Raw genomic sequence first — 24326 nt, forward strand, 5'->3', positions numbered from 1 at the left:
GTTGCCAGCCGTACAGGGATTTTTTATGCCGGCACATAAATGATCCTTTTAATTACAAGGTGTTGATAATCAAATAGTAATAGCGTGGTTGTCCCCAAAAATAACAATTAACAAATAGTTTATCAATTCACAATTAAATCGTTATCATGAAAAAAGTATTTCTACTCTTCTCATTATTTTCAATTGCGGCCTTTACGGTTAAGGCCCAGGACACTGTTAAAACAACCTCAGATTCCCCTCTGGTGATCTACGGTTCGGTAGATACCTATTATAAATATGATTTTTCTGATAAGGGTTCACAAATCCCTACCAGCTTTGCAAGCGATCACAATTCAGTATCAATTGGTATGATTGACCTGGGTTTGAAGAAAAAAGTTGGTAAAGCAGCTTTTGTGGGCGAGCTTTCATTTGGTCCGCGTGGCCAGGCCCAATCAATTCCTAATGGTCCTAATGGCGATTCATTCCACATTCAAAATTTGTATGTATCATATGATTTAACCGATAAATTAAACCTTACCGGTGGTTATATGGCTACCTTTATTGGTTATGAGGTTATTAGCCCGGTAGGTAACTTTAACTACTCTACTTCGTATTTATTTACCAATGGTCCGTTCCAAAATCCTGGTGTTAAATTAACTTACGCGTTTAGTGATAAAGTAAGTTTAATGGCGGGTATTTTTAATGATACCTGGAACAATTATACTTCAACGCATAAGGTAAATACTTTCGGCTCACAGTTGTTTGTATCTCCTGTTAAAGGATGGACTGCTTATCTTAACCTTGCTACCGGAAGTACTTCAGGTACCGAAGTTGATTTAACAACCGCTTATCAAATTACTGATGCCTTTAAACTGGGCTTAAACGGCGCTACTTATTCTGCTCCGCATGATGGTGGTGGTTTTAGCGGCGTTGCTTTGTATCCGCAGTTAGCAGTATCAAAAACAGTAACTTTAGGTTTAAGGGGCGAGTACTTTAAAACTAAAAAAGGTGATTTAGTAACTTTAGGCCCTCCTCCGGGACAAAATGTTAAAGCATTTACCTTTACTGCAAATATTAAATCAGGCCCGCTTACTTTCATTCCTGAAATCAGGTTAGATCACGGCTCATCTACTTCATTCCTGAACCACTCTGGCGATCCTTCGAAATCAGCCGGCCAGTTTGCTGTAGCTGCTGTGTACGCGTTCTAAAAAAAATTAATTTAATCTATTTTTATCGCGAGCCGTTCCGGGTTTATCCGGAACGGCTTTTATATTTGTTAAATGAAAAAGATACTATTAGGCTTTGTTGGTCTCCTTTTTTCGTCAGGCGCTTTTGCGCAGAAGGATTCGCTGGCTTTTGATGAGAATAATAAATACATTTATTATAAAACGGTTGACCAGCCCGGCTCCATTGCAGATTCGCTTTATAGCAGGGGATTGTATTTTTTGACCAAGGCTTATCCTAAAAAAGTGCTTAAACTGGCAAAGGCCGATAAGGATGGCAATGCGCTTACCGGTACGGGTATTTTTTTGGTTAACAAAAAAGGCCTGATGGGTAATAGTGAAGGCGGCGAGCTAAGCTATACGCTTAAAGTAGAGGTAAAAGATGGTAAATACCGTTATTGGTTAACAGATTTTGTTTATCAGCCATATCAGCGTAACCGTTATGGTAATGTGGAACATATGCATGGCAAGGATGTCGCCCTGGAAAAGGCAGCCGAAAAATTATCGAAGGTTGATTTTAATGCCTGTTTAAACCAGGTGCTGAGCAACAGCAAGCATGTAGGTGATAATTTAAAGGCTTATATGCTTAAAACCTCATCGCTTGAGAAGCCGGCGGAAGTTAAAAAAGTAAAAAGGGTATCTACTAAAGAATGGTAGTTTTCTTGAGTTTGCAGTTGCAGTTTTGCAATTTCAGTAAATAATGTGCAAGATGAAATAAAAGAGCCGCACACTGTAAAGGGTGCGGCTTATTTTTTATGTTGTTAATTGAGTTTAATCAGGTAGGGTAGGATCTGGTTTACAGTTCTTCGTCGTGCTGACTGATGTCAAGGCCTGCAAGTTCTTCTTCTGGTGTTACACGCAGTGTGCTGATCATGTCGGTGATCTTTAATAAGATGAATGAGCCGAAGAAAGCGAAGGCTGATACACCTACAAGGGTAATTAAATGAATAATGAAAAGGTGTGTTTCGCCGTAAAATAAACCGTTACCGGTTGTGTTGGCGGCGTTTACGTTTTGGTGTGCAAATACGCCGGTTAATAACATGCCTACCATGCCGCCTACACCATGGCATGGGAATACGTCGAGGGTATCATCAATGCTGGTTTTTGTTCTCCAGATCACAACCAGGTTACTTACTACTGCTGCTACGATACCGATAATTAATGAATGGGGAATAGTTACATAGCCCGCTGCCGGAGTGATAGCCACCAAACCTACAACCGCGCCGATACAGGCACCTAATACACCCGGTTTTTTGCCGCGAAGGATATCAAAGAACATCCAGGCCATAGCAGCCGCGGCTGATGCTGTAGTGGTTGTTGCCAAAGCGGTTGCTGCCAATGTGCCCGAACCTAATGCCGAACCCGCGTTAAAGCCAAACCAGCCAAACCATAATAGGCCTGTGCCTAATAATACATAACTGATCCGGGCCGGATTGTGTGATGTTTCATTACGGCCTTTTAAATATATGGCTGATGCCAAAGCTGCCCAGCCTGCACTCATGTGCACCACGGTGCCGCCGGCAAAATCAAGTACACCTTTTCCGAAAAGGAAGCCTTTTGGATGCCAGGTAGCGTGAGCTAAGGGTGCATATATAAACACCATGAACAGGCAAAGGAAGATGACATAAGAGTTGAAGCGGATCCTTTCGGCAAACGCGCCGGTGATGAGGGCCGGGGTGATAACCGCAAATTTTAGCTGGAACATAGCAAATAGTATCAGCGGGATAGTTGGGGCCAGTTCCCAGGTGGCGTTGCCCAATGTGCCTTTCATCATAAAGAAAGTGCCGGGATTGCCGATAAAGCCACCAAACTCATCTTCGCCAAAGGCAAGGCTAAAGCCGAATATTACCCATATAACAGTAATTACACCCATACAAACAAAGCTTTGCAGCATGGTTGACAGTACGTTTTTTTTGCTCACCATACCACCATAAAAAAATGCCAGGCCAGGGGTCATGATCAGTACAAGGGCGGTACTTACTAATAGCCAGGCGGTATCACCTGTATCAATTTTGCTGTCTTTAATGGTTGTAAGAGTAACTGAAGGGTATAGAAGGGCTAATACAATTACAATTAAAAGTATGCCGAAGGGTATGAATTTTTTCATGTTTTGGGTTTAAGGGAGGAAAAATGAAGATTTGAATAATACTGCCCGGTATCCAATCAAAAATACCGGACAGCATTAAAACTAAATTTTTTTAAAAAACAATAAATCCTGCATGCTTAATCAGAGCATGAGGGTTGGTTTATTGTTTTTTGCCTACCAAAAATCGTGAAACGGAAAAAGGATGAGTTTGCGGAACCTGGAGAGCTTGCTTGTATCCAGTTCGCAAATGAAATCAAGGTATTTAAATTTAATGGCGTAGCCGCCGGGCATTGCTACAAAGGCCTGTAAAGAATGTGCACCCCTATGCTGGTGTATATTAATAGCGGGCGTGAGTGCATTATTGAGTGCGAATTCAAAATTTAACGGGCGATGGTGCGGTATTGTCGCAGATACCGTGGTTTTTTTTGTGGTTTTGTGGTAATAATGGTATAATTCACCCTTGGCGGATGCTGTGAAGCCGCTAAAGAGTAAAAAAAATAAGGCGATAAGTTTATAAAGCCTGTTAACCATATCTAAAAGTAATAAAAAAATAAAATAACTGTACTTTTTTTTAAAATATTTTAAGTTTTTGATGATTTATATATAAAAATTGTGTTTAAATGAATGTTTTTGTGCTGTTTTTATTTAATTGGCAAAAAAAATGGACTTGGTTATTGATTTTTAAACAGATTATTATGATTTGATGGTTTTTGTAAGAAGATGAAAATTTGATGAAAAATTAGACGAAATTATTTTCGATAAATTTAGTTTTATACAAAATATAATATAACTATATTCGTTATAATTGAAATTTAATTCTGAAACTATGCTTATCACCAAATTTGATTTGTACAATGCCGAGTGGCTCGACCTTGTATTTGACCATCGCAACAAAAATTACGGCGCTTATGAATTAAGACAAAGCTATGGGCGTACCATGACAAAATCCATGGGGATCGCCTTTGCGGCAGTAGCCCTTTTATCGGCTGCAGCCATTATTTTTAAGGCAAAGCCGAAGCCAATTGATAATAGGCGGATAATAGAAGTGACACTTGATCCTTCCATCCCCAAACCACCTGTTGAGGCTAAACCCAAGCAGCCGGATGCTCCTGCTCCAATGGAGCATCAAAAGCCGGCTGCCCCGGTTGAAGCAAAAGGTTTCACCACGCCGCACCTGGTAACAACAGACCCGCCAACAGACCCGCCTACAATAGATCAACTGAAAAATGTTGCCATTGGGCCGGTAGATGCAGTAGGGAAGAGCGGAACAGATAATGTAGCCAAAACAGACGAAGGAACTCCCGGAGGAACAGGAACTGCCAAAGTTGATGATGGCGTTCATACACTTGGTGAAGTACTTGAAGTAATGCCAGAACCTGTTGGCGGTGCTGCAGCATGGGCTAAATTTTTGCAAAAGAACCTGCGTTTCCCGGCGGTTGCCCAGGAGCAGGGTGTTTCAGGCAAAGTTCTTCTGAGTTTCATTATTGAAAAAGATGGCACTTTATCAAATATAAAAGTGGACCGTCCTGCAGGCTATGGTTTTGATGAGGAAGCTTTACGTGTACTTAAATTAGCCAAAGCCTGGAAGCCTGGTGTGCAAAACGGCCAGAATGTGCGGGTTAGGTACAGTATCCCAATAAGCTTTCAGTTAGCGACAGAAGAATAGGTAATAATTTGCTGTGTGTTTTTAATTAAATGTGTGTTATATAGTAGCTAACTGTTTCGGCCCCGCGCAAGCGGGGCTTTTTGTTATTCATCATGCCTCCCGGAAGTTATTTATGAACAGGTAAAAGATTTTTGGTAGAGACGCATCACATGCGTCTCCCATAGGGCAAGCTGGTTTGTAAGTCATTAAGTTCAGGAATTTGCATGCGGGAGACGCATGTGATGCGTCTCTACATAAAAAAACAAAATTCGTCATTGCGGGTAGCCACCCTTGGGAGCCCGGAAAAAATTGCGGTGATGTATAAAATAGATTTTAACGATGGTGCGCGGGGGCCGCGTTAGTGATAGGAGCGGATACCGGCCAATGAGCATAAGGCCTGCAGGCGTATGAGCGTATAGCACGGCCGCAGGCAACGCCCATATTTATAATATTGATCGGGAAAACACATTTAACGATCAGTAACTTACTGTCGCGTTATTTAAGTAATGAAGTTATGAGGCCTTTTTTTATAAAATCTTCATCAGGCTGTTTTTAAAAAGCCTCTTAATACCTCATTATATAAAGACTGTGCCGAGACTATCGCCGAGTATTTTCCACTTTCTGTTATCACAATAAAAGGATCTTCATTTGCAAACAGGGCATTTGTTTGCTGCTCATTATCCCAGTTTTTGTCTATCTGTTTTTTTATCAGTACCGGCTTAAATAAATTATCAAGGTGTACGGTGCTGATATGCTTTGCGCCGCCTGTGCTTTCAATAGTTTGGCCAAGTTCGTTCTGTAAAAGCTGCTCGGTTAATAATTCGTTAGGTAAACCGGTGGTAGTTGAAAATGCCATCCAGGCGTGGCTCAGGGCAAGGATACCCTGCATCCAGGGCGGTGGCGGCGGAGCATTATAATAACTGCCGGGCGGCAAGAGGGCTAACGGACCTAATAATGCCCATTGTGCGGCAGCCGCGCGGGCGGCATAAAAGGTTCTTAAGTATCGGGGGTCTTCTTTTAGCAATTGTTCCAGGAGGTCGCCGGGGCGGGCCCAGCCTAAATAAGTTTGCTCTCTTGCTTCGACAGTTGCTACAAAAACAATTTTATCGGGCTTTTTTAGGCGGTCGGCACCGGCCAGCAAAACTAACAACCGGGTTTCCCACCAGGCGTGGCCATCTTCAAGGTCGATCACCGCGACACCCGAAGAGGTGGCCGCGCGCAGTGTTTCGAGGATATTGGAGGTGCCGCTGTCGGCAACGTACTGTCCCCGTACACCGATATTGGCGGGCACGGTAAAGCCCGAATTTGACAGTTGCTGGATTTTTGAAAAGTCGATCTTGAGGTCGCCATAGCCTATGCTGCCCCCGCGCTCAATAACTACATTGAGGATTGCGAGGACGATAGGGAGCAGGCTAAGGATAAAAATACCGATCAAAACGGTGTTATTGGCCGATTCGGCAGGCCAGCCTGTATAAACACGGAGCACCCCCGTAAGCAGCAGGAGCACCAATAAAACAACAACGGCGGTAATGATACTCACCTTTGGTGTAAACGGCCAGAAACTATGATCGCGTGGTTTCATTTATTTCGCCTTTTAATAAAGTGCTAATTATGGTAAAGCGCAATTGTGCTTGTGCAAATCCTGATTGCTGGTTGGTATGATTTTATTGCTGTTAGATGAATGAAATTAAATATAAAATATTGAAATACAATGCGTTGAATCACGCTTTGCGTGTGCGGTTTTTACGTGAATGTAAAAAGCGGCGTTATTTTACTGACAGCTGAGGCTGGGCAGAATTATTTTGCAACTTCCGGAGCGGCCTGGGCCATTTCCCTTATAGAAACCCAACCGTAAGGGCTGTTTTTATACTTTACAAAAACAGTCATCGACCGCCCCCTGCCTACAGACGGCTTGCCGCCATTTACCGGGGTTGCCCTAAACGCGAATATGCAGGTTTCGATAATGGTGTTGCCATTAAAGGCGGTACTTTCAACCTGGTTTTGGATTAATTCCATCCTGGATGTACGGAACATGGCTGTTAACTGCCGGGCCAGCTGCGCGCGACCGGTAACCACATTGTTGCCGCCAAAATATTTAACAATATCGGGATGGTGCAACGCTACTATAGCCTTTACATCACTATGAGCAAAAGCCGTAGTAAAAGCGGCCTTGGTTTTTTGAAGGGCAAGTTTGTCGGCGGCAAGGTTATCGCTTTGGGGAGCTGACGAACAGCCGCAAAATATTAAAACGATGAAAATAAGGTAGCGCGATGTTTTCATACCGGTTATTGATTTTTGATAACAAAATAGCGAATGCTAACGGTATGGGTTTGATGAATTGATGATTGTGTTGGGATAATTGACGAGATGCGGGTTGGGAGGGATGAAGGGGGCGGAAGTTACGCTATCGGTAAACTTGGGCCAGTGAAGGAGACCTGTGAAGGTAAAACAGAACGGCCATTACTATAAAGTATCGGCTGTTTTAATGAATTTAGGCTTGAGCGCCGGATAGCCCCATTTGCTGCTTAACACATATGAGAGATTGTGCCTTTTAGTGTTCCAATGTTTCCTGGGCTTTTTTGATCCAATCGTCTTTTTCCTGCAAATAAACGGCGGGCTTTATACCCGTTTCATCAATTCCCTGGCCTACATCCACGCGGCGGCTACGAGAGGAAGAATAATTAAGAACGTACTGCATGCAAGAAAACGGAGCTTGTAGTACGTTAGAATAATCGAGCGTTCCTGATGTGTTCTGCCCCATCAACGTAACTTTTTTACTTTGGCGGCTTTGTAGTAAAAACTCTTCGGTAGTACTGGCGCAATTATTATCAATTAATATAACAACCTTAGCCGGGTTGGGCTGTATTTTGTATCCCGTGATGTCAAAATCGTTAGCATTCATTACCATTTTACCCCTGTTTGCTTCAAGCGAGGCAACTGTTTTTCTGAGCGATTGTTTGTTTTCTTCGGATCTGTCATTGTCATTTAATATATTTTTCCAGCCGGCTATATTGGCATCGGTAGACAGCAAATCATTACCTATATGTTTAATCGGGCCGGTATACACCAAATCCATTAAGGGGGTAAAGGTATAGTCGGCGCCGCCGCCATTGCCTCTCAAATCTAAAACCAAATTAGGGGTGTTTGAAAGTATCGCTTTATTTGCCTTAACAATAGAATCAATGTTTGTTGCATTTGACGGAGAAAAGGTTGATATTTTCAGATAGCTGGTTTTATCAGATAGTTTACGGAACGCCACCGGTTCGTATTTGGATGAGGCGGACTCAGTAACTGTAGTCCCCTCGCGATGCCAATCGCCATAAATCCGGTTGCCTTTAAAATAAAACCCTTCTACTTTTGGCATCCCGTTAAGTATATATAATATACCACGCCCAATACTGTCATTAACCATTTTAGCTTCCCATTTGATCATGCCTGGTTTCCATCCCGGCAGGTTGGAGCTTATAATCACAGCCAGATAGTCGTGCAAAGGTGTTTTGTCTTTTATTACGGCTATCTTATATTTTGGCCGGATCATGAAAATCATAAATACCCTCAAAGCCTTTGGATTTTCTTAATTCGGCAATTTTTTCTGCTGTTATAGGAACGATCTCCCGGTTTGCTATATACGCCGAATCAATTTTAGTTGCATCAAATTTAACACCAACGGATACATGGTGGTCTTTAAATTTACCAAGGTATTGGGCGATGATCAGGAGACAATGTTCATTGGCATGGGGCTTTTTTGCAAGCCCGATATATTCACTGAGCATTTTATCGTAGCCGGCTTTAGTCATCAGTGCCTGCTTGTCCTTAAAACCGGCATAATTCTTTTCCATAAAGCCGGCGATATATTTTACTTCGGTTTCGCAGTTACAGGTTTGCGAAAAAGCACGGCAACCGATAAGTGTTAAAGTAAATAGTAAGGCGATTTTTCTGATCATTGCGAAAGGCTTAAGTTTTACCGTAAGTTACAATAAAACACTTTACTTCAAAGCAGAATAACAAAATAGTTACTGAAAATATATATGCTATAATATTTAATGACCCGAACGCGGGGCACAATCAAAGACGCTTGCGGGAGCCTCGCTTGTATACCTCAGATATGCAGCTTGATATTCATATTTGATGTTACGTCGTTGCTAAATTTCGACTAGTAAACGATTCTTCAAAAATTATTTTACCGCTATTTTCTTATCGTACTCAGCCTGCAGTTCATTTATTTCATCGTAATAATTTTTCTTATCAGCAAAAACCATTGGATTATAAGGGCTGCCGGGCTTGTGCTTCCTGAGGAGATCAAATTGGATGCCATGGGATGCAACCCAAATATCAAATTTTAAGCCCTTCATTGCTTTTAAGGTATACGCATAATCTTTAGCGATGTTAGGGTAAGAAGGTATATCTGTGAACTTTTTATCGGTAACGATAGTGGGCATGTTGGCGATCAAAACCCTGTAGTTTCGTTTATTATCTTTTACATCAAATAAATAGCTGCAAGACCCCTTGGTATGGCCCGGATGGTGAAGTATGGTTAGTTTCATGTTACCCAGCTTAATACTATCGCCGTTGTGTAAAATACGGTCTGCTTTTACAGGGTTGAATGTGCGCACATCCCCTTTAAGATCATAATCAGAAAGGCCGCCGTCGGCTGCAACCGCCGCGTCGCCTTCATCTACCATCATTTTGGCTTTTGTGATCTTCTTTATTGCCGCCATCGCACCCATATGATCAAAGTGAGCCTGCGTTGTTAAAAGAATTTTTGTGTCTGAAATCCTGAATCCCAGGGTTTTGATATTTGCTGTAATTTGCGGTTCGGATGAAGCCAGCCCGGTATTGATCAGGATATTGCCTGCTGAAGTGGTGATGAGATAACAAGCCAGATCGGCAGTGCCCACATAATAAAGATTGCCCGCGATTTGAAAAGGCGGAAAGGAGCGGGTCCATTCCGGGTGCTTTGCTGCTGATGGTTCCAGTACCCTTTGCGCCTGGACTATTAAAGCGTTGCAGAAAAATAATAACAGGATAAGCGTTCGTTTCATTTCATCAATCTTTTAAAGGTGAAAGGATTTATTTATGCGCGCATGGTGCTGCAACAAAAATGCAACAAACTCGAAAGTATTTGCAACATACGCGTAAGTGTTTTTTTTACCGGTAATGTAGCTTTGTAAGCTAATTGCATGTGCGTTATAGCCCCGGCAACAAATCCTGCAATTTACACTAAACCTAATATCCATTAAATACCCTATGAAAAACACTTATCCATCCGGGCTTTATAGCCTATCGTTTAATGCTTTGAAAATCAGTAAATTAATTGCCATTGCGGGTCTGCTGTTTTTTGCCGCCTGCAAAAAGGATGCGCCATCTGTAACTAAAACAAACAACGGTGCAGATACAACAGGTAAAGGAACGGGTACAGGTACCGGAACAGGCACAGGTGGAGAAACGGGTACCATTATTGATACCCTAACCCCCAGTAAAGTTGCTGTTGCCGCTTTAGATGATGAGGTAAATACCTTTATGACTGACTTATGATGTACCGGCGGTATCCGTAGCGATTACCAAAGGCGAAAAGCTGGTTTACCTGAAAGCTTACGGCGTAAGCAACAAATCTAAAGGTACCAAAGCTGTTATTAGCGACCGTTACCGGTTGGCCAGCTGTTCAAAACAATTCACGGCGGTTGCCATCATGAAACTGCTTGAGCAGGGCAAAATAAAACTATCGGACAAAGTATTTGGCGATGGCGCTATTTTAGGTAAAACCTATGGTACTAAAGCCTATGGCTTACACATTACCGATATTACGGTTGATGAGTTGCTGCACCACACCTCAGGCGGCTGGGGAAATGAAACAGATGACCCGATGTTCAGTAACCCGACAATGACGACGGCACAGCTCATTACCTGGACTTTAGATAACCGCCCGCTCGATCATGTACCGGGTACCAATTACGACTACTCTAACTTTGGATATTGCATATTGGGGCGTGTAATAGAAAAAATTACCGGCCAAACCTATGCCGAAGCAGTGTAAAAACATTGGTTTTAACTCCAATCGGAATTACTGATATGACCATTGGCGGCAACACACTGGCCGATAAACAGGCCAAAGAAGTTACCTATTACGGTCAATCCGGAGAGGATCCTTATGCTTATAATATTACGCGGATGGATGCGCACGGGGGCTGGGTTGCTACCGCTGCCGACCTGGCCAGGTTCCTGGTTTATATTGATAAATTTCCCGTACGGCCAGATATCCTTACCTCGGCTTCGCTAACCACCATGTATACCGGCTCAACGGCCAATGCAGGTTATGGATGCGGCTGGGCCATTGCAGGCGATAGCTATTTTCACCAGGGAAGCTTGCCGGGTACGGCTACAGAACAAGCCCGTTTGGGTAACGGGTTTAATTTTGTGATCCTGACCAACACACGCAGTTTCAAAGCTAATTTCGATTTTGCCCTTGATCAGATCTTCTGGAAGGCGTTGGCCAAAAACCCAACCTGGGCTACAGGAGATCTGTTTCTTAAATAGTAATAGTTAATAGTTAAGTGGTTACATCCCCTCGCCGGTTGGGAGACCGGTGGGGGATGACTTATTTTTGCTTCAGTTTTGCAAAAAAATCGGTAATAGTGCCAATAACCGCGCATGGCGAATTGGCCGGGCAGTTACTAACTACGGGAACATAAAAAATCCTTCGGCTGCCGGCTTGCCCGTCGGGGCTTATTTCCACAACATAGGTTTCCTCACTGATGCCGCCGCAATTGCATTCCCGCTTGTTGATGTTTTCGAAGTTTTTGGCGGTCAGCTTGCTCATGAAGCTGTTCATGGCGGCATCAGCTATGTATTTGCCGTTTTCGGCCGATAAAGGTTTGCCTATTTGCACATGCGGTACTTTTTTAAAGTAATAACACTTAGCCGCCAAAAGTGCTATGGCTTTAACTTTATGGTCTTTTTTGTGGTGCGGGTTATACTGGTAGATAATAACCTGCTTTGAACTGATGTTTGATGGAGATTGGCTGGCGGTTTGAGCAAAAGTATTTCCTGTGCTTATGATAAGCAACGCTGTCGATACGATTTTTACGAATATGGACATTGGTTTAATTGGTGTTTGCCGATGTAGCCCTTTTGTGCGTGTCTAATAGCTCTTCATTACTCTGATGAACATATCCGCTGTGTGCTTTTATTTGGTGCCAGAAGGGGGAACTTTGTAAAGCGTGTTTAGTTTGATAATTGGTTGAATAAAATTAGGGATTTGTTGGGGGAATGGCAATTGTTAGTTGTTGTGAGGTCATTAATACGTCGCGCTTTTTGCGTGTGCTGCACATTCGCGCCGGTAGGGCAGATTAATTGCTGTTATTTACCCCTTTGCTGTCGCAAGCGTCCTCATTTGTGGATGTTATTTAGATATTTGGTTTGCGTACTCAAGTGTTATAAGCGCAGCAAAAGATAAATTTCTTATTTGTCTAAATCTATTCAATACGAGCTTAAACATATGAAGTGATGATCAGGAAAACTTTCGAATTGATATCTTTGGCGGACGGGCTAACAGCTGCCAACGTAAGATGATTCAGATTGAACCAAATCATCGTAGCAGCAGTTGCGCTCAACTTGAAGTATGTATATTGGTCATGATTCAAAAACACAAACTAAACTTTAAATATAAATTAGTAAAGGTCAATTAGATCTGTTATTTATTAACACATATAATGTTATTCAATTCTATAGCGTACGCATTTTTTTTACCGCTGATATTTTTTTTGTACTGGATAGTATTGAAAAGGTCAAAAACAGCTCAAAATGGACTCTTGTTAGTAGCCAGCTATGTTTTTTATGGCTGGTGGGACTTTCGCTTTTTATTTTTATTGATCTTCTCCACGCTTTTAGATTATTGTTCGGGAATCATGATTTATCAAGCCCGCAGTTCTCTTAAAAAGAGAATTTGGCTTTTCTCCAGTGTTATTATTAATGTTGGTTTTTTGGCGGTTTTTAAATATTACAATTTCTTTATTGAATCATTTTATGACATAGTTCAACCGCCGGGGGGGCAGGTAATCAATTGGACATTAAAGATCATTTTACCGGTCGGCATTTCATTTTACACTTTTCACGGCTTGTCTTATGTATTTGATATTTATAACCGGAAAACTGTTCCCTCAAGGAATTTCATAGACTACTCGCTGTTTGTTAGTTTTTTTCCATTATTGGTAGCGGGCCCGATCGAACGAGCTACCCATTTATTGCCTCAAATTAGCGCAAAACGAGAATTTGATTACAAGAGCGCTAAAGATGCTTTGCGACAGATTTTATGGGGATTATTCAAAAAAGTTGTAATTGCAGACAATTGTGCACGCATCGTAAATGAGATATTTAAAACCCCCGAGATTTTCAAGGGCAGCACATTGCTCTACGGAGCTGTATTATTCGCATTTCAGATTTACTGCGATTTCTCAGGTTATTCTGACATTGCGTTAGGCTCCGCACGTCTTTTTGGGATTGAACTGATCAGGAATTTTAATTATCCTTATTTCTCCAGAAATGTGGCTGAGTTCTGGCGACGTTGGCATATATCGCTTTCTACTTGGTTTAGAGACTATATTTATATTCCACTTGGAGGTAGTAGAGGATCCCGATGGCAAAAAATAAGAAACACGCTCCTGATGTTTATTATCAGCGGCTTTTGGCATGGAGCTAATTGGACTTTTTTATTGTGGGGAGCGCTAAATGGATTATTATTTCTGCCACTTCTATTGACCAGGCGTAATAAGAAACATGCAACAGCAATAGTGGCCGAAAATCGGTATCTTCCGTCATGGAGTGAAGTGTTCGGTTTGTTAACCACCTTTCTTTCTATAACGGCCGGGTGGATATTATTCAGGGCGGATACAATAAGACTTGCCTTTAGCTATTATAAAGGCATATTTTCCAAATCTTTTATTTCACAACCCCAGTTATTCGATAATTTGATATTTAAGTTTATTTTGATTCTTTTAATCGTTGAATGGATACACCGAGACAAAACACATGGGCTTCAAATTGATTATGTTAAGTGGCCTGCCATACGATGGGGGATATACATAGGTTTGATTTATTTGATTTGTTACTTTGGTGGCACACAACAGGGGTTTATCTATTTCCAATTTTAAGTTATGAGTACTGCGTTTTTTATCAGGCGTTTTTTGCTTTTTATAATTTTGGCGGCTCCGTTTATAACAGCTCAAAGCCTTTACACTTATTTTAATAAATCATACGAGCAAATAGTAAATGGGAGTGAAATTTATACTTCTTTGCACAAAAGCAAGGTTAAAAAAAAGGTAAAAGTCTTGATAATAGGAGACAGTGTGGGCGAACAGCTATACGACAATCATACATATAATGATGAAATCTATTCACTAACCACAAATCAGGCAATCTCATTGGCGGGTTATTATATTCTTTTAAAAAAATTTACAGATATTAATAGTGATAGCTTGCCGGAACAAGTCATTTTAATTCTTCATCCTGAAACATTTACAAACAACCTTGATCAGAAATTTACTTTTCACTACTTCCTGAAACCATTTTACAAACAGGAAAACAAGCCGCTGCTAACTACAAAGTGTTTGGAACAAATTCATAAAATCCCTTTCAATGCTTTGTCTCAACTTCCTTTTATTCTTAATACTAATTGGGCACCAGACTATCAACCTGGAAAAGATACCACCTATCGATTAATTTCGCCTATCTCCAACGACTATATAATTAAGATCAATAAATTGTGCATTCAGAAACACATTGCGTTTAAACTTTATAGCCCCCCGGTTAGGTCCAGCAGCAGGAACCTGATAGCAAAGTACTCAAGTGGGCAAAACGAGTGCATTCAATGCGATCTTACCCCTGAGTTTTATGATTATTTTAAGAATATCCAATATTTTGCGGATACGCTTTTTCAAGATCATATTCACTTCAAAAAGCAATATATACCCAATGATATTCTTAGGTTAAAAATTAAGTAAAAAATATTGCATTTATATATATGTCTTCATTATATTCGTAGTAATAAAAATATCCTAAACCAGTGATCAACCACCACCTCGGATGAGTTTTAGGCATTTTTGTTTTGTTCTGCCGTTAACTAAATCACTATATGAAAACAAAACTTAAACTGTTATTTATTGTGTTTTTTATCTGCATAATTGCGGATTCGTGTAAAAAAAATGCAGCTCCACCGAAGGTGGATACTCCAAAGGAAAGCGATCTTCAAGTAATTGCAAAATTGGGATTCAACACTTCGGGGATAATTGAAAAATCAGATGGCTATATCGTAGAAAACGATATTTTTTTATCAAAAGACTCTTTGCGTCAATCTTATAAAAACGCATCTGTTATCGTCGCCAAAACAGAGCAATACAACACTACCAATTTGGTGACAGGGTTGCCAAGAACTATTACCATGTATTCCCCCTTGTCGGGCGTTTATTTGTCGGCTTTGGATGATGCTATTACGAGGTGGAATAGCTTAGGTCTTTTAATTACGTTTCAGCGAGTGTCCAGCCCACCTTATGATATTACAGTGACCTCTGCATACCAAAATAGTAATATACTTGCGGTTTCTGGCTTCCCTTTTAGCGATGGCAGGCCATACAATTATATTACTTTAAATACGTATAATTTAACCGGCACCACAAATCAGGATTATATTTCATCTACTATTCAACATGAGATGGGGCATACCATTGGTATGAGGCATACCGATTATGCTGACAGATCATACAGTTGCGGAGGTACAGCCAGTCCGGAATCAAGTATTCCTGACGGGGCAATATATATACCAGGCACACCTTCAGGGCCCGATCCTCAATCAATTATGTTAGCATGTAATAGTGGGCTAAATCGAACTTTTACCTCCAATGATATTATCGCGGTTAGTTATTTATATACATCTTCACATATCCCCGGTCCCCAGCCTGTTTATTTATTCTACAATTCGGGTCTTGAAGATCATTTCACTGCTGCAAACAGAAATGCAACCTTGTCGTCAAGCGGTTGGGCATATTATGGCGTGATATTTAAGGCATATTTAACAAATGCTTCAGGGACAGTTCCGGTATATGAATTTTATAACACATCCACCGGAGATCATTATGATTCCATTAATCCGAATGAGGTCAATGGTTTGGCAAATTGGGTGAATGATGGAATCAAATATTATGCTTATAGCACCAACGTTTCCGGATCAATCCCGGTGTATAGCTTCTATAATTCGTCTAAAACCGATCACTATCTGACACCTGATATAAATGCGGTTAACGGTAGCTCAGGATGGGTAAATGAGGGTGTTAAGTTTTATGTTCTACCTAAATAATTTAATAATATATTCATATTAAGAAAGCTAAGATCAAAAAAAAGGATCTTAGCTTTCTCTGTTTTTAGTTCCCTATTACCGCAAGCCAATCCGATACTCAGCAAACGAACTTCAAGCGAGGATGCTTGCGGTAGCAAAAAAAATTGGTCGTTGCCGCAAGGCTGTGCCTTGTGGCCCACATGCAAGGTATAATCCAGAAATGACTAAATACCTAAAAAAAAGTACTATAATTTAATGATATCAGCCTTACTAATGGTGTCGCTATTTTGCCAGTACCCTTTAAGCATGAAGCGCTGATTTTAAAAAAACTCAAAAAAACATAAAAAACAAGCGAAATAAATGCTGGATAAAAAAAACTGCATTTTAATACTGTTTTTATACTCTTGAAAGTTTTAAGTGGTGACTATTAGTTATTTAGCTATGTTTCAAGCAAAAAGCCAATTGTTTGATTATCAAAGTGTTTCATAAAAAAGGTGTCCCGCGTTTTTACACTCGAAATTTGGAACATGCTCATTTTTAAAAAAAGACGCCGGAGATTTTTTTATTTTTTTTTCGGGAATCAAAAAATTGGGACAGCCGCTTTGTTACAATTGATCTGATACTCATGTTGGCGTTTCCCAAACCTTTCACCTTTAGCCTTTAACCTTTCCGCCTTTTTTCATACTTTTGCGCATCCTTTCAAATAAAACAATATTACATTGGAGCACCAGGAATTAACCACCGTTGAAACCGCTAAAGATCTGGGCCTTTTACCCGAAGAATTTGCACGTATAAATGAAATATTAGGGCGTGTGCCCAACTTTACCGAGCTTTCTATTTTCTCGGTTATGTGGAGCGAGCACTGCTCATATAAAAATTCAATTACATGGCTTAAAACTTTACCAAAGGATAGTCCGCGGATGCTGGCTAAGGCAGGTGAAGAAAATGCCGGTCTGGTTGACCTTGGCGATGGCATTGGCTGTGCCTTCAAAATCGAATCGCACAATCACCCTTCGGCACTTGAACCTTATCAAGGTGCTGCAACAGGCGTGGGCGGTATTAACCGCGATATTTTTACCATGGGTGCAAGGCCTATCGCACAGCTTAACTCATTACGCTTTGGCGACCTGAGCCTCGACAAAACCAAATGGTTAGTTAAAGGTGTGGTTAAAGGTATCAGCCACTATGGTAACGCTTTCGGGATCCCAACCGTTGGCGGCGAATTGTTTTTTGACGATTGCTATAATGTTAACCCGCTGGTTAATGCTATGTCGGCCGGTATTGTTAAGGCTGGCGAAACCGTTTCTGCTACATCGTATGGTGTGGGCAACCCGGTTTATATAGTTGGTTCGGCTACAGGTAAAGACGGGATCCACGGTGCCGCCTTTGCTTCTAAAGATATTACCGAAGATTCGGTGAACGACCTTCCTGCCGTACAGGTAGGCGACCCTTTCCAGGAGAAATTGTTACTGGAAGCTACCCTTGAGGTTATTAAAACCGGTGCAGTTGTTGGTATGCAGGATATGGGCGCTGCCGGTATCATCTGCTCAAACTCAGAAATGAGCGCCAAAGGCGAGCACGGTATGCGTATCGACCTGGACAAAGTGCCAACCCGCCAGGATCATATGAAACCTTACGAAATCCTGCTTTCTGAATCACAGGAGCGTATGCTGATCGTAGTTCACAAAGGCCGCGAAAAAGAAGTTGAAGCTATTTTTGATAAATGGGATTTAAACTGCGCCATTATTGGTGAAGTTACTGATACCAAACGTTTAGAGTACTTTATGCACGGCGAAAAAGTTGCCGATGTTCCTGCCGATGACCTTGTATTAGGCGGCGGTGCCCCGGTTTACCAGCGCGAATACCGCGAGCCTGCTTACTTTGCCGAAAACCAGAAATTCAATATAGACGACGTTGCTGAGCCTGCAAACCTGGTTGAGGTTGCCGAGCATTTGGTTGGTCATCCTAATATTGCTTCAAAACGTTGGGTAACCGACCAGTACGATAGCATGGTAGGTGTACAAACCATGACTGCCAACCGCTCATGCGACGCCGCCGTTGTTGCCGTTAAAGATACCGACAAAGCTATCGTATTAACCACCGACTGTAACTCACGCTACGTATACGCCGATCCATATAAAGGTACTGCCATTGCCGTTGCCGAAGCAGCACGTAACATTACCTGTGCCGGCGGCGAGCCTGTGGCTATTACCAACTGCTTAAACTTTGGTAACCCTTACATTCCTGAAGTTTACTGGCAGTTTGTAAGCGCTATTAAAGGTATGGGCGATGCCTGCCGCAAGTTTGAAACCCCTGTTACCGGTGGTAACGTAAGTTTCTACAACCAGTCTGCGGATGGTGGTTCGGTATTCCCAACGCCAACTATTGGTATGTTAGGTGTGATGGACAACGTTGAAAACATCATGACCGCCGACTTCAAGCAGCCCGGAGACCTGATCTATCTGATCGGTGAATCGGTTAATGACATCGCTTCGTCACAATACCTTGCTTCATGGCATAAAATAACTAAAGCACCTGCGCCGCATTTCGATATCGATAAAGAGTACGATATGCAGCAAACTGTTAAGGAACTGATCAAACACAAAGTGGTTGAATCGGCTCATGACGTTGCTGACGGTGGTTTATATATTGCGCTGTTAGAGTCGGCCATGCCTAACGGACTTGGTTTTGATATAGCTACTGATGACAGCATCCGTAAAGATGCCTTTCTGTTTGGCGAGGCACAAGGCAGGGTAGTGGTAAGCGTTGCACCCGAAGAGGAGGAGCGCTTTGTTGAGGTGATGGCTACCAGTGAGGTTGAATTTACCTTATTGGGTACTGTAACCAACGGTGGTTTAACTGTTGATGAAGAAGCCTTCGGTCATGTTACCGACCTGAAAATGGTTCATGCTAACATCCTTCACGGTATTTTAGGCGAATAATGTTAAAACTTAACCGGGTACATCATATAGCTATCATCTGTTCGGATTATGCAAAATCCAAACGGTTTTATACAGAGGTACTCGGCTTAAAAATAGTTCGTGAGGTTTACCGCGAACAGCGACAATCATACAAACTCGATCTGGAAGTCGGCGACCTCTACCAGATCGAGCTTTTCTCGTTCCCCGATCCGCCCGCGCGCGCGTCGCGCCCCGAAGCGGCCGGTCTGCGTCATTTAGCTTTTGAGGTTGATGATCTGGATGAGGCGGTAGCGCATATCTCTTCTTTTGGAGTTGATATTGAACCTATTCGTGTAGATGAAACTACGGGCAAACGCTTTACATTTTTTGCCGATCCGGATGGTTTGCCGCTGGAGTTGTATGAGCGGTAAAGGACGTCTAACTATATTCTAAGATAGAAAGTCGTGCCGAATTTATTTCGGCATCCCACGGGAAGTGTCTACTTCGTTTTTAAAAATAACTTTTGTTGTTATTAACTATCATCGGCCCGCTCAATTGCCGCGGGTTGGCTTTGTTCTTTTGTCTTGATACAAAAGTAACCAAAAAGTCAAGTCAGCAGGGAGCCTTCTTTGCTGCACCGGCCAGTGCACATGCCTTTGTTTGGCCTTTGCCCTGCAAACCGGGCATAACCACGGGCTGCAATTATTTTGCCCCGCTTCGCATGTGCCCAATGCTTCTGCAAAAACTTGCTATGCCCCTGCAGCCGCACAAGGCCACCATTGTTCTGCCCGCTTTCTCCCGAAGCTTACCTGCTGACGAGGAGGGGAAGAGATTCAGGACAGTGAGAGCCAAGAAACAAGAAAAGAAATTACGACTTCATGAAAGGATGGATCTTTGGGCAAATAAAATAATGTTATAAATCCCAAAACGAAAGCGGGTAAAGGCCCGGCAAAAAAGCGGGCCAGGGAGTATGGCCTGTGGGTTGAAGCATTTTTTTGCCTTGATGTTTGGTTACTTTGCATCTAAGGTAAAGTAACTGGCCCTCGCCCGGCCAAGAGGGCGACGATGTAAGTTATTTAGCAGAAATATCTTGTTTTTCCCCTTAAACTCTAACTTCGCCCTCATGTTCCGTTTCAAACAATTCAGCGTTGACCAAACCGGCTGTGCCATGAAGATCAATACCGATGGCGTATTGCTGGGTGCTATAGCCGGCGAAGGCGAGCCGTTGAACATACTGGATATCGGTACCGGTACAGGCGTAATCGCCCTGATGCTGGCGCAACGTTTCACGGATGCCAAAATAGACGCAGTTGAAATTGATGAGCAGGCAGCTATAACAGCGAAAAACAATTTTAGCAATTCGCCATTTAAAAACAGATTAACACTTTATGCAAATGGATTTGAACAGTTTTTTGAAGATTATCCTGGAAAGAGATATGACCTCATTGTATCAAATCCGCCGTTTTATATTAACTCCCTGCAATCACCGGGAGTTAAAACAAATTTAGCCAAACATGCTGCTGATGGTTTCTTCGAAAAACTAATATCGGTAGTTGCCCCGCAACTTACCGAGCAGGGTATTTGCTGGCTGATACTGCCTGTAGATACTTCAGCACTGGTGAAGAACCTCTCCTTACAAAGCGGACTCCATCTGCAAAAAGCAATCAGCATTCACTCCTTTAAGAATGATGCAGCACACCGGGAAATTCTTGCTTTTGGAAAAAACGACACGCAGACGATAGCCGATAAATTTGTGATCTACAACGAGCCAAAAGTATACACAGAAACATACCGTGAAGTGCTAAAGGGTTTCCTGACGATATTTTAGCCTCTATCTTGATTCTTGCATCTTAATTCTTAGCTCTTACTACGTATCTTTACCCCATGACCCGCATAGGCCTTATTTCCGATACTCACAGCTACCTTGATGATGCCGTTTTTAAACATTTTGAGAATTGCGACGAGATCTGGCATGCCGGCGATTTCGGTACCATTGAGCTGGCCGACAGGCTCGCCGCCTTTAAACCCTTAAAAGGTGTATACGGCAATATCGACGATAAAGACGTGCGTATAGTTTACCCCGAACATTTACGCTTTAAATGCGAAGAAGTAGATGTATGGATGACCCATATCGGGGGCTATCCCGGCAGGTACAGCCAAAATATCAAAGCCGAGATTTATAGTAATCCGCCAAAGCTTTTTATCACCGGGCACTCGCATATTTTAAAAGTGATGTTTGATAAAAAGATCAATTGTTTGCATATGAACCCCGGCGCGGCAGGCAAGCAGGGCTGGCATAAGGTGCGTACCCTGTTAAGATTTAATGTCGATGGCGATAAGATCCAGGATTTACAGGTTATTGAACTGGCTAGGTAAAATACCTGTTGTTTGATCGAATAAGTATTTGGCTGCTATGATATCACATTATTCCTGCCCTTGCATTCTCCGCTTCAAAAACTGAATCAATGAGCAGGGGAGGACGCTTGCCTGCTGCCACGGCTAATTGGTCGCAACGCTCATTTTCGGGATGCCCGTTATGCCCGCGCACCCAGGTGAATTTAATTTTATGAAGCTTGCTTATCTCTAAATAGCGCATCCACAGATCTTTGTTTTTTTTGCCCACAAAGCCCTTGGCTACCCAGCCATTAACCCAGCGTTTTTCGATAGCATCAATAACATATTTGGAGTCGGAAAAGATCATTACATTTTGATTGGGCGCTTTCAGCGCTTCCAGGCCTTTGATCACCGCAAGTAGCTCCATTCGGTTATTGGTGGTTTTGCGAAACCCTTCCGAAAGCTCTTTGTAATGTTGTCCAGAACGCAATATCACACCATAACCACCCGGCCCCGGATTTCCGCTTGAAGCCCCGTCTGTAAAAATCTCTATCATATTTAAGTCCATGGACGATAGTTGATAGTCCATGGCAAAAGTAAGAAACTTTAAATCATACGTTGCATTGATCTAAAGCAAATAAAAACTATGGGCTATAGACTATGGTCTATCGACTCTTTTAATCTTCAACCTCAATGAATTACCTATAACTACAACATCTGAAAAAGCCATAGTCAGCGCTCCAATCATAGGATTAAGGAAACCCATTGCCGCCACAGGGATAGCTATGATATTATAAGCAAAAGCCCAAAAAAGGTTTTGTTTTATGGTAAGCAGCGTATGCCTGCTGATCTGTAAAAAATTAATCACCGACTGCAGGTCGGTATTTAATAGTACCACACTGGCCGACTGAATTGCCACCTGACTGGCGTCATTCATAGATATGCCAACATCGGCATGGGTTAGGGCAGGAGCATCGTTAATGCCGTCACCTATCATAATGGTTTTACCTTTTTGTTTATAAATGTCAATCACCTTCAGTTTTTCTTCGGGAAGTTTTTCGCCATGAACCTCTGTGATACCTAATTGATGAGCTACGCTAAGGCAACGGTCTTTTTTATCACCGCTCAACAGTACCGGGATAATACCCATTTGTTTAAGTTGAGTTATAAGCGTGGAGGCTTCTGGTTTTATCTGGTCATCGACAGCAATTTGCGCCATCGGTACCTGGTTTTTATATAGCACAATGTTGAAATTGGCCTGATGGTTGGTTTTCGCTGTACCCAAAAAGTAATTATTGCCGTGGATATCTTCGGCACGCATACCCAGGCCTTTTTCTTCTTTAACCGATTTTAAAATGAGCTTTTGCTGAGGTAATCCTTTTAAACCGTTTACAAGCGATTTGGCTATAGGATGATTAGATCGTTCCTCAATAGCAATGATCATGCCCCTGATGTGTTCTATATCCGCACCATTCTCAATCCTGATCTCATTAACGGTAAACTTGCCGGTTGTAAGTGTGCCTGTTTTATCAAAAACTACATATCTGGTATTAGTGACGGCTTCAATCGTATCTCCGCCTTTTACCAGGATGCCGTTCTTAGCTGCCCGGCCCAAGCCAACCATAACAGCGGTGGGTGTGGCTAAGCCCATAGCGCATGGGCAGGATATTACCAATACTGCAATAGCATTCATGATAGCATGCTGTAAACCCGAACCGCCAACAAAGTAAGTAAGCATAAAGGTGATCAATGCTATCAGTATTACCGCAGGGACAAATACAGCCGCAACCTTATCACCGAGTTTTTGAACAGGTGGTTTAGCCGCCTGGGCCTTTTTCATCAGGTCGATAATTTGGGCGAGGATGGTATTTGACCCAACACGGGTTGCCAGCATATGGAAATTGCCATTAAGCAATATAGTACCGCCAATAACCTTATCGTATTTTTGTTTTTCAACCGGGATACTTTCGCCTGTGAGCATGGCCTCGTTAACCGAACCCTGGCCTGAAAGGATCTCGCCGTCAACAGGTATTTTATCGCCTTCATTAACCAGTAATGTATCACCAGGGCGCACCTCTTTGGCATTGATTATTTCAACGCTTCCATTTATGATGCGATTGGCATTCACTTCCTGAAATTTGATGAGGTCTTTTACAGCCGAGGTAGTTTGACTCACCGAACGTTTTTCGAACACATTACCTAACAACACCAGGGTAATAATGGTGGCGCAAGTTTCGTAAAACTGGTATTGAGGGCCGAGGTTTTGTATTGTGCCGATAAGGCTATATATAAATGCCGATGTTGAGCCCACAAAAATGAGCACATCCATATTAGGAACGCCGCCTTTAAGTGAGCTGATGGCGCTTTTACCAAAATGCAAACACCCAACAATAAAAACCGGCAGGCATAACAACAATTGAATTATGGGCTGATGCAGAAAGTGCCAGGGTAATATCATGTGCAGCAAAAGTGGTGCGGTAAAGATGGCGCAGAAGATAAATTTGTTTTCTACCCGTTCGTAAAACGGTACCGAATGGGTGCTGAGATCCTCGACAACTTTAAAACCTAAACTTTCTATCCCTTTTTTTATTTCAGGCAGTCGGGTTTCATCGCTGGTTGAAAATTTTACTTCTTCGCTTGCGAAATCAACCAGGATATTGTGTAAGCCCTTTTTTTCGAGGAATTTATGGACAGACATCGCGCAATTATTACAATGCATGCCGGTCACATTTAGTTCTATCAATTGCTCAGCCATTTTACAAAAATACTTATTATGCATAATCATTCTAAATTAAACGGGTAAGCTTAATGTAATTTTAAAAAAGAGTTTGCAATT

24 protein-coding genes are annotated in these 24326 nt (G+C 42.1%); 14 read left to right on the top strand and 10 right to left on the bottom strand.

Translation table 11 applies throughout. The features are described 5' to 3' along the window. Positions 1-146: 146 nt before the first annotated feature. Complete coding sequence (locus ABID99_RS05605) at positions 147-1187, top strand: porin (RefSeq protein ID WP_373613125.1); 1041 nt, start codon at positions 147-149, stop codon at positions 1185-1187. Positions 1188-1259: 72 nt separating this feature from the next. Further along, positions 1260-1859 (top strand): DUF4468 domain-containing protein, encoded by a 600-nt coding sequence (locus ABID99_RS05610; RefSeq protein ID WP_090533025.1) that lies wholly within the window; start codon positions 1260-1262, stop codon positions 1857-1859. Positions 1860-1998: 139 nt separating this feature from the next. On the opposite strand, the gene ABID99_RS05615 is transcribed toward ABID99_RS05610, so the two are convergent. Together ABID99_RS05615 and ABID99_RS05620 are read right to left on the bottom strand one after the other, a co-directional pair. After that, a complete protein-coding gene (locus ABID99_RS05615) occupies positions 1999-3309 on the bottom strand; it encodes an ammonium transporter (RefSeq protein WP_090533023.1) in 1311 nt (436 codons plus the stop codon). A gap of 153 nt (positions 3310-3462) precedes the next feature. Beyond that, entirely contained in the window at positions 3463-3819 is a 357-nt protein-coding gene (locus tag ABID99_RS05620) for a hypothetical protein (protein ID WP_090533021.1), read from the bottom strand. A gap of 295 nt (positions 3820-4114) precedes the next feature. Here ABID99_RS05620 and ABID99_RS05625 point away from each other — a divergent pair, with 295 nt between their 5' ends. Further along, complete coding sequence (locus ABID99_RS05625) at positions 4115-4954, top strand: energy transducer TonB (protein WP_090533019.1); 840 nt, start codon at positions 4115-4117, stop codon at positions 4952-4954. Positions 4955-5474: 520 nt separating this feature from the next. Here the strand turns inward: ABID99_RS05625 and ABID99_RS05630 are convergent. The 5 genes from ABID99_RS05630 to bla form a co-directional block, all read right to left on the bottom strand. After that, the gene (locus tag ABID99_RS05630; protein ID WP_090533017.1) at positions 5475-6515 is read right to left on the bottom strand and encodes a hypothetical protein; all 1041 of its coding nucleotides are present in this window, start codon (positions 6513-6515) and stop codon (positions 5475-5477) included. 215 nt (positions 6516-6730) lie between these two features. Continuing rightward, positions 6731-7213 carry a DUF4440 domain-containing protein gene (locus tag ABID99_RS05635; RefSeq protein ID WP_090533015.1) on the bottom strand — a complete coding sequence of 161 codons (483 nt, stop codon included), beginning with the start codon at positions 7211-7213 and terminating at the stop codon, positions 6731-6733. Between the two features lie 271 nt (positions 7214-7484). Next, positions 7485-8471, bottom strand: a complete 987-nt coding sequence (locus tag ABID99_RS05640) for a S41 family peptidase (protein ID WP_373613126.1) — start codon at positions 8469-8471, stop codon at positions 7485-7487. Then, positions 8452-8877: a hypothetical protein gene (locus tag ABID99_RS05645; protein ID WP_373613127.1), complete on the bottom strand. Its 426-nt coding sequence runs from the start codon at positions 8875-8877 to the stop codon at positions 8452-8454. Before ABID99_RS05645 ends, ABID99_RS05640 begins: the two co-directional genes overlap by 20 nt. A gap of 231 nt (positions 8878-9108) precedes the next feature. Next, positions 9109-9975, bottom strand: coding sequence for a subclass B3 metallo-beta-lactamase (bla, locus tag ABID99_RS05650; RefSeq protein ID WP_373613128.1), 867 nt, complete (start codon positions 9973-9975; stop codon positions 9109-9111). A 205-nt stretch (positions 9976-10180) separates the two neighbouring features. Between bla and ABID99_RS05655 the strand changes: the two genes are divergently transcribed. The 3 genes from ABID99_RS05655 to ABID99_RS05665 are packed head-to-tail and all read left to right on the top strand — an operon-like array spanning position 10181 to position 11467. After that, a complete protein-coding gene (locus ABID99_RS05655; protein WP_373613129.1) occupies positions 10181-10468 on the top strand; it encodes a hypothetical protein in 288 nt (95 codons plus the stop codon). A 49-nt stretch (positions 10469-10517) separates the two neighbouring features. Further along, positions 10518-10967: a serine hydrolase domain-containing protein gene (locus ABID99_RS05660; protein ID WP_373615895.1), complete on the top strand. Its 450-nt coding sequence runs from the start codon at positions 10518-10520 to the stop codon at positions 10965-10967. A 35-nt stretch (positions 10968-11002) separates the two neighbouring features. Further along, positions 11003-11467, top strand: a complete 465-nt coding sequence (locus ABID99_RS05665; RefSeq protein ID WP_373613130.1) for a serine hydrolase — start codon at positions 11003-11005, stop codon at positions 11465-11467. A 61-nt stretch (positions 11468-11528) separates the two neighbouring features. Here ABID99_RS05665 and ABID99_RS05670 read toward each other — a convergent pair whose 3' ends face one another. Then, positions 11529-12029 carry a hypothetical protein gene (locus ABID99_RS05670; RefSeq protein WP_373613131.1) on the bottom strand — a complete coding sequence of 167 codons (501 nt, stop codon included), beginning with the start codon at positions 12027-12029 and terminating at the stop codon, positions 11529-11531. Between the two features lie 664 nt (positions 12030-12693). Between ABID99_RS05670 and ABID99_RS05675 the strand changes: the two genes are divergently transcribed. The 8 genes from ABID99_RS05675 to ABID99_RS05710 all read left to right on the top strand — a co-directional run bounded on the left by ABID99_RS05675 (position 12694) and on the right by ABID99_RS05710 (position 21532). After that, on the top strand, positions 12694-14079 hold the full coding sequence (locus ABID99_RS05675; RefSeq protein ID WP_229701591.1) for an MBOAT family protein: 1386 nt from the start codon (positions 12694-12696) through the stop codon (positions 14077-14079). A gap of 3 nt (positions 14080-14082) precedes the next feature. Next, complete coding sequence (locus ABID99_RS05680) at positions 14083-14928, top strand: hypothetical protein (protein WP_188832819.1); 846 nt, start codon at positions 14083-14085, stop codon at positions 14926-14928. A 131-nt stretch (positions 14929-15059) separates the two neighbouring features. Then, on the top strand, positions 15060-16277 hold the full coding sequence (locus tag ABID99_RS05685; protein ID WP_188832818.1) for a M57 family metalloprotease: 1218 nt from the start codon (positions 15060-15062) through the stop codon (positions 16275-16277). 698 nt (positions 16278-16975) lie between these two features. Beyond that, positions 16976-19198: a phosphoribosylformylglycinamidine synthase subunit PurL gene (gene purL, locus ABID99_RS05690; RefSeq protein WP_373613132.1), complete on the top strand. Its 2223-nt coding sequence runs from the start codon at positions 16976-16978 to the stop codon at positions 19196-19198. After that, positions 19198-19587 carry a VOC family protein gene (locus ABID99_RS05695; protein ID WP_373613133.1) on the top strand — a complete coding sequence of 130 codons (390 nt, stop codon included), beginning with the start codon at positions 19198-19200 and terminating at the stop codon, positions 19585-19587. The genes purL and ABID99_RS05695 overlap by 1 nt, the downstream gene beginning before the upstream one ends. 95 nt (positions 19588-19682) lie before the next feature. After that, entirely contained in the window at positions 19683-20075 is a 393-nt protein-coding gene (locus ABID99_RS05700; protein WP_373613134.1) for a hypothetical protein, read from the top strand. A 204-nt stretch (positions 20076-20279) separates the two neighbouring features. Next, positions 20280-20984: a tRNA1(Val) (adenine(37)-N6)-methyltransferase gene (locus tag ABID99_RS05705; protein ID WP_373613135.1), complete on the top strand. Its 705-nt coding sequence runs from the start codon at positions 20280-20282 to the stop codon at positions 20982-20984. Between the two features lie 56 nt (positions 20985-21040). Next, positions 21041-21532, top strand: a complete 492-nt coding sequence (locus ABID99_RS05710; protein ID WP_373613136.1) for a metallophosphoesterase — start codon at positions 21041-21043, stop codon at positions 21530-21532. A 43-nt stretch (positions 21533-21575) separates the two neighbouring features. Here the strand turns inward: ABID99_RS05710 and rnhA are convergent, their stop codons facing one another. Continuing rightward, entirely contained in the window at positions 21576-22046 is a 471-nt protein-coding gene (rnhA, locus tag ABID99_RS05715; RefSeq protein ID WP_354484241.1) for a ribonuclease HI, read from the bottom strand. Between the two features lie 102 nt (positions 22047-22148). Then, positions 22149-24275 carry a heavy metal translocating P-type ATPase gene (locus tag ABID99_RS05720; protein WP_373613137.1) on the bottom strand — a complete coding sequence of 709 codons (2127 nt, stop codon included), beginning with the start codon at positions 24273-24275 and terminating at the stop codon, positions 22149-22151. Positions 24276-24326 lie beyond the last annotated feature (51 nt).

Origin of the sequence: Mucilaginibacter sp. OAE612 (assembly GCF_041806395.1) — a bacterium.
In the GTDB taxonomy this organism is placed as follows: domain Bacteria; phylum Bacteroidota; class Bacteroidia; order Sphingobacteriales; family Sphingobacteriaceae; genus Mucilaginibacter; species Mucilaginibacter rubeus.

Excerpts from the sequence above, each read along its gene's own strand:
- ABID99_RS05640 (WP_373613126.1), bottom strand. The coding sequence starts at position 8,471 with ATGATCCGGCCAAAATATAAGATAGCCGTAATAAAAGACAAAACACCT.
- ABID99_RS05635 (WP_090533015.1), bottom strand. The coding sequence starts at position 7,213 with ATGAAAACATCGCGCTACCTTATTTTCATCGTTTTAATATTTTGCGGC.
- ABID99_RS05620 (WP_090533021.1), bottom strand. The coding sequence starts at position 3,819 with ATGGTTAACAGGCTTTATAAACTTATCGCCTTATTTTTTTTACTCTTT.
- rnhA (WP_354484241.1), bottom strand. The coding sequence starts at position 22,046 with ATGATAGAGATTTTTACAGACGGGGCTTCAAGCGGAAATCCGGGGCCG.
- ABID99_RS05665 (WP_373613130.1), top strand. The coding sequence starts at position 11,003 with ATGACCATTGGCGGCAACACACTGGCCGATAAACAGGCCAAAGAAGTT.
- ABID99_RS05685 (WP_188832818.1), top strand. The coding sequence starts at position 15,060 with ATGAAAACAAAACTTAAACTGTTATTTATTGTGTTTTTTATCTGCATA.
- ABID99_RS05605 (WP_373613125.1), top strand. The coding sequence starts at position 147 with ATGAAAAAAGTATTTCTACTCTTCTCATTATTTTCAATTGCGGCCTTT.
- ABID99_RS05655 (WP_373613129.1), top strand. The coding sequence starts at position 10,181 with ATGAAAAACACTTATCCATCCGGGCTTTATAGCCTATCGTTTAATGCT.
- bla (WP_373613128.1), bottom strand. The coding sequence starts at position 9,975 with ATGAAACGAACGCTTATCCTGTTATTATTTTTCTGCAACGCTTTAATA.
- ABID99_RS05680 (WP_188832819.1), top strand. The coding sequence starts at position 14,083 with ATGAGTACTGCGTTTTTTATCAGGCGTTTTTTGCTTTTTATAATTTTG.
- ABID99_RS05645 (WP_373613127.1), bottom strand. The coding sequence starts at position 8,877 with ATGATCAGAAAAATCGCCTTACTATTTACTTTAACACTTATCGGTTGC.
- ABID99_RS05625 (WP_090533019.1), top strand. The coding sequence starts at position 4,115 with ATGCTTATCACCAAATTTGATTTGTACAATGCCGAGTGGCTCGACCTT.
- ABID99_RS05610 (WP_090533025.1), top strand. The coding sequence starts at position 1,260 with ATGAAAAAGATACTATTAGGCTTTGTTGGTCTCCTTTTTTCGTCAGGC.
- ABID99_RS05710 (WP_373613136.1), top strand. The coding sequence starts at position 21,041 with ATGACCCGCATAGGCCTTATTTCCGATACTCACAGCTACCTTGATGAT.
- ABID99_RS05720 (WP_373613137.1), bottom strand. The coding sequence starts at position 24,275 with ATGATTATGCATAATAAGTATTTTTGTAAAATGGCTGAGCAATTGATA.
- ABID99_RS05670 (WP_373613131.1), bottom strand. The coding sequence starts at position 12,029 with ATGTCCATATTCGTAAAAATCGTATCGACAGCGTTGCTTATCATAAGC.
- ABID99_RS05695 (WP_373613133.1), top strand. The coding sequence starts at position 19,198 with ATGTTAAAACTTAACCGGGTACATCATATAGCTATCATCTGTTCGGAT.
- ABID99_RS05630 (WP_090533017.1), bottom strand. The coding sequence starts at position 6,515 with ATGAAACCACGCGATCATAGTTTCTGGCCGTTTACACCAAAGGTGAGT.
- ABID99_RS05615 (WP_090533023.1), bottom strand. The coding sequence starts at position 3,309 with ATGAAAAAATTCATACCCTTCGGCATACTTTTAATTGTAATTGTATTA.
- ABID99_RS05705 (WP_373613135.1), top strand. The coding sequence starts at position 20,280 with ATGTTCCGTTTCAAACAATTCAGCGTTGACCAAACCGGCTGTGCCATG.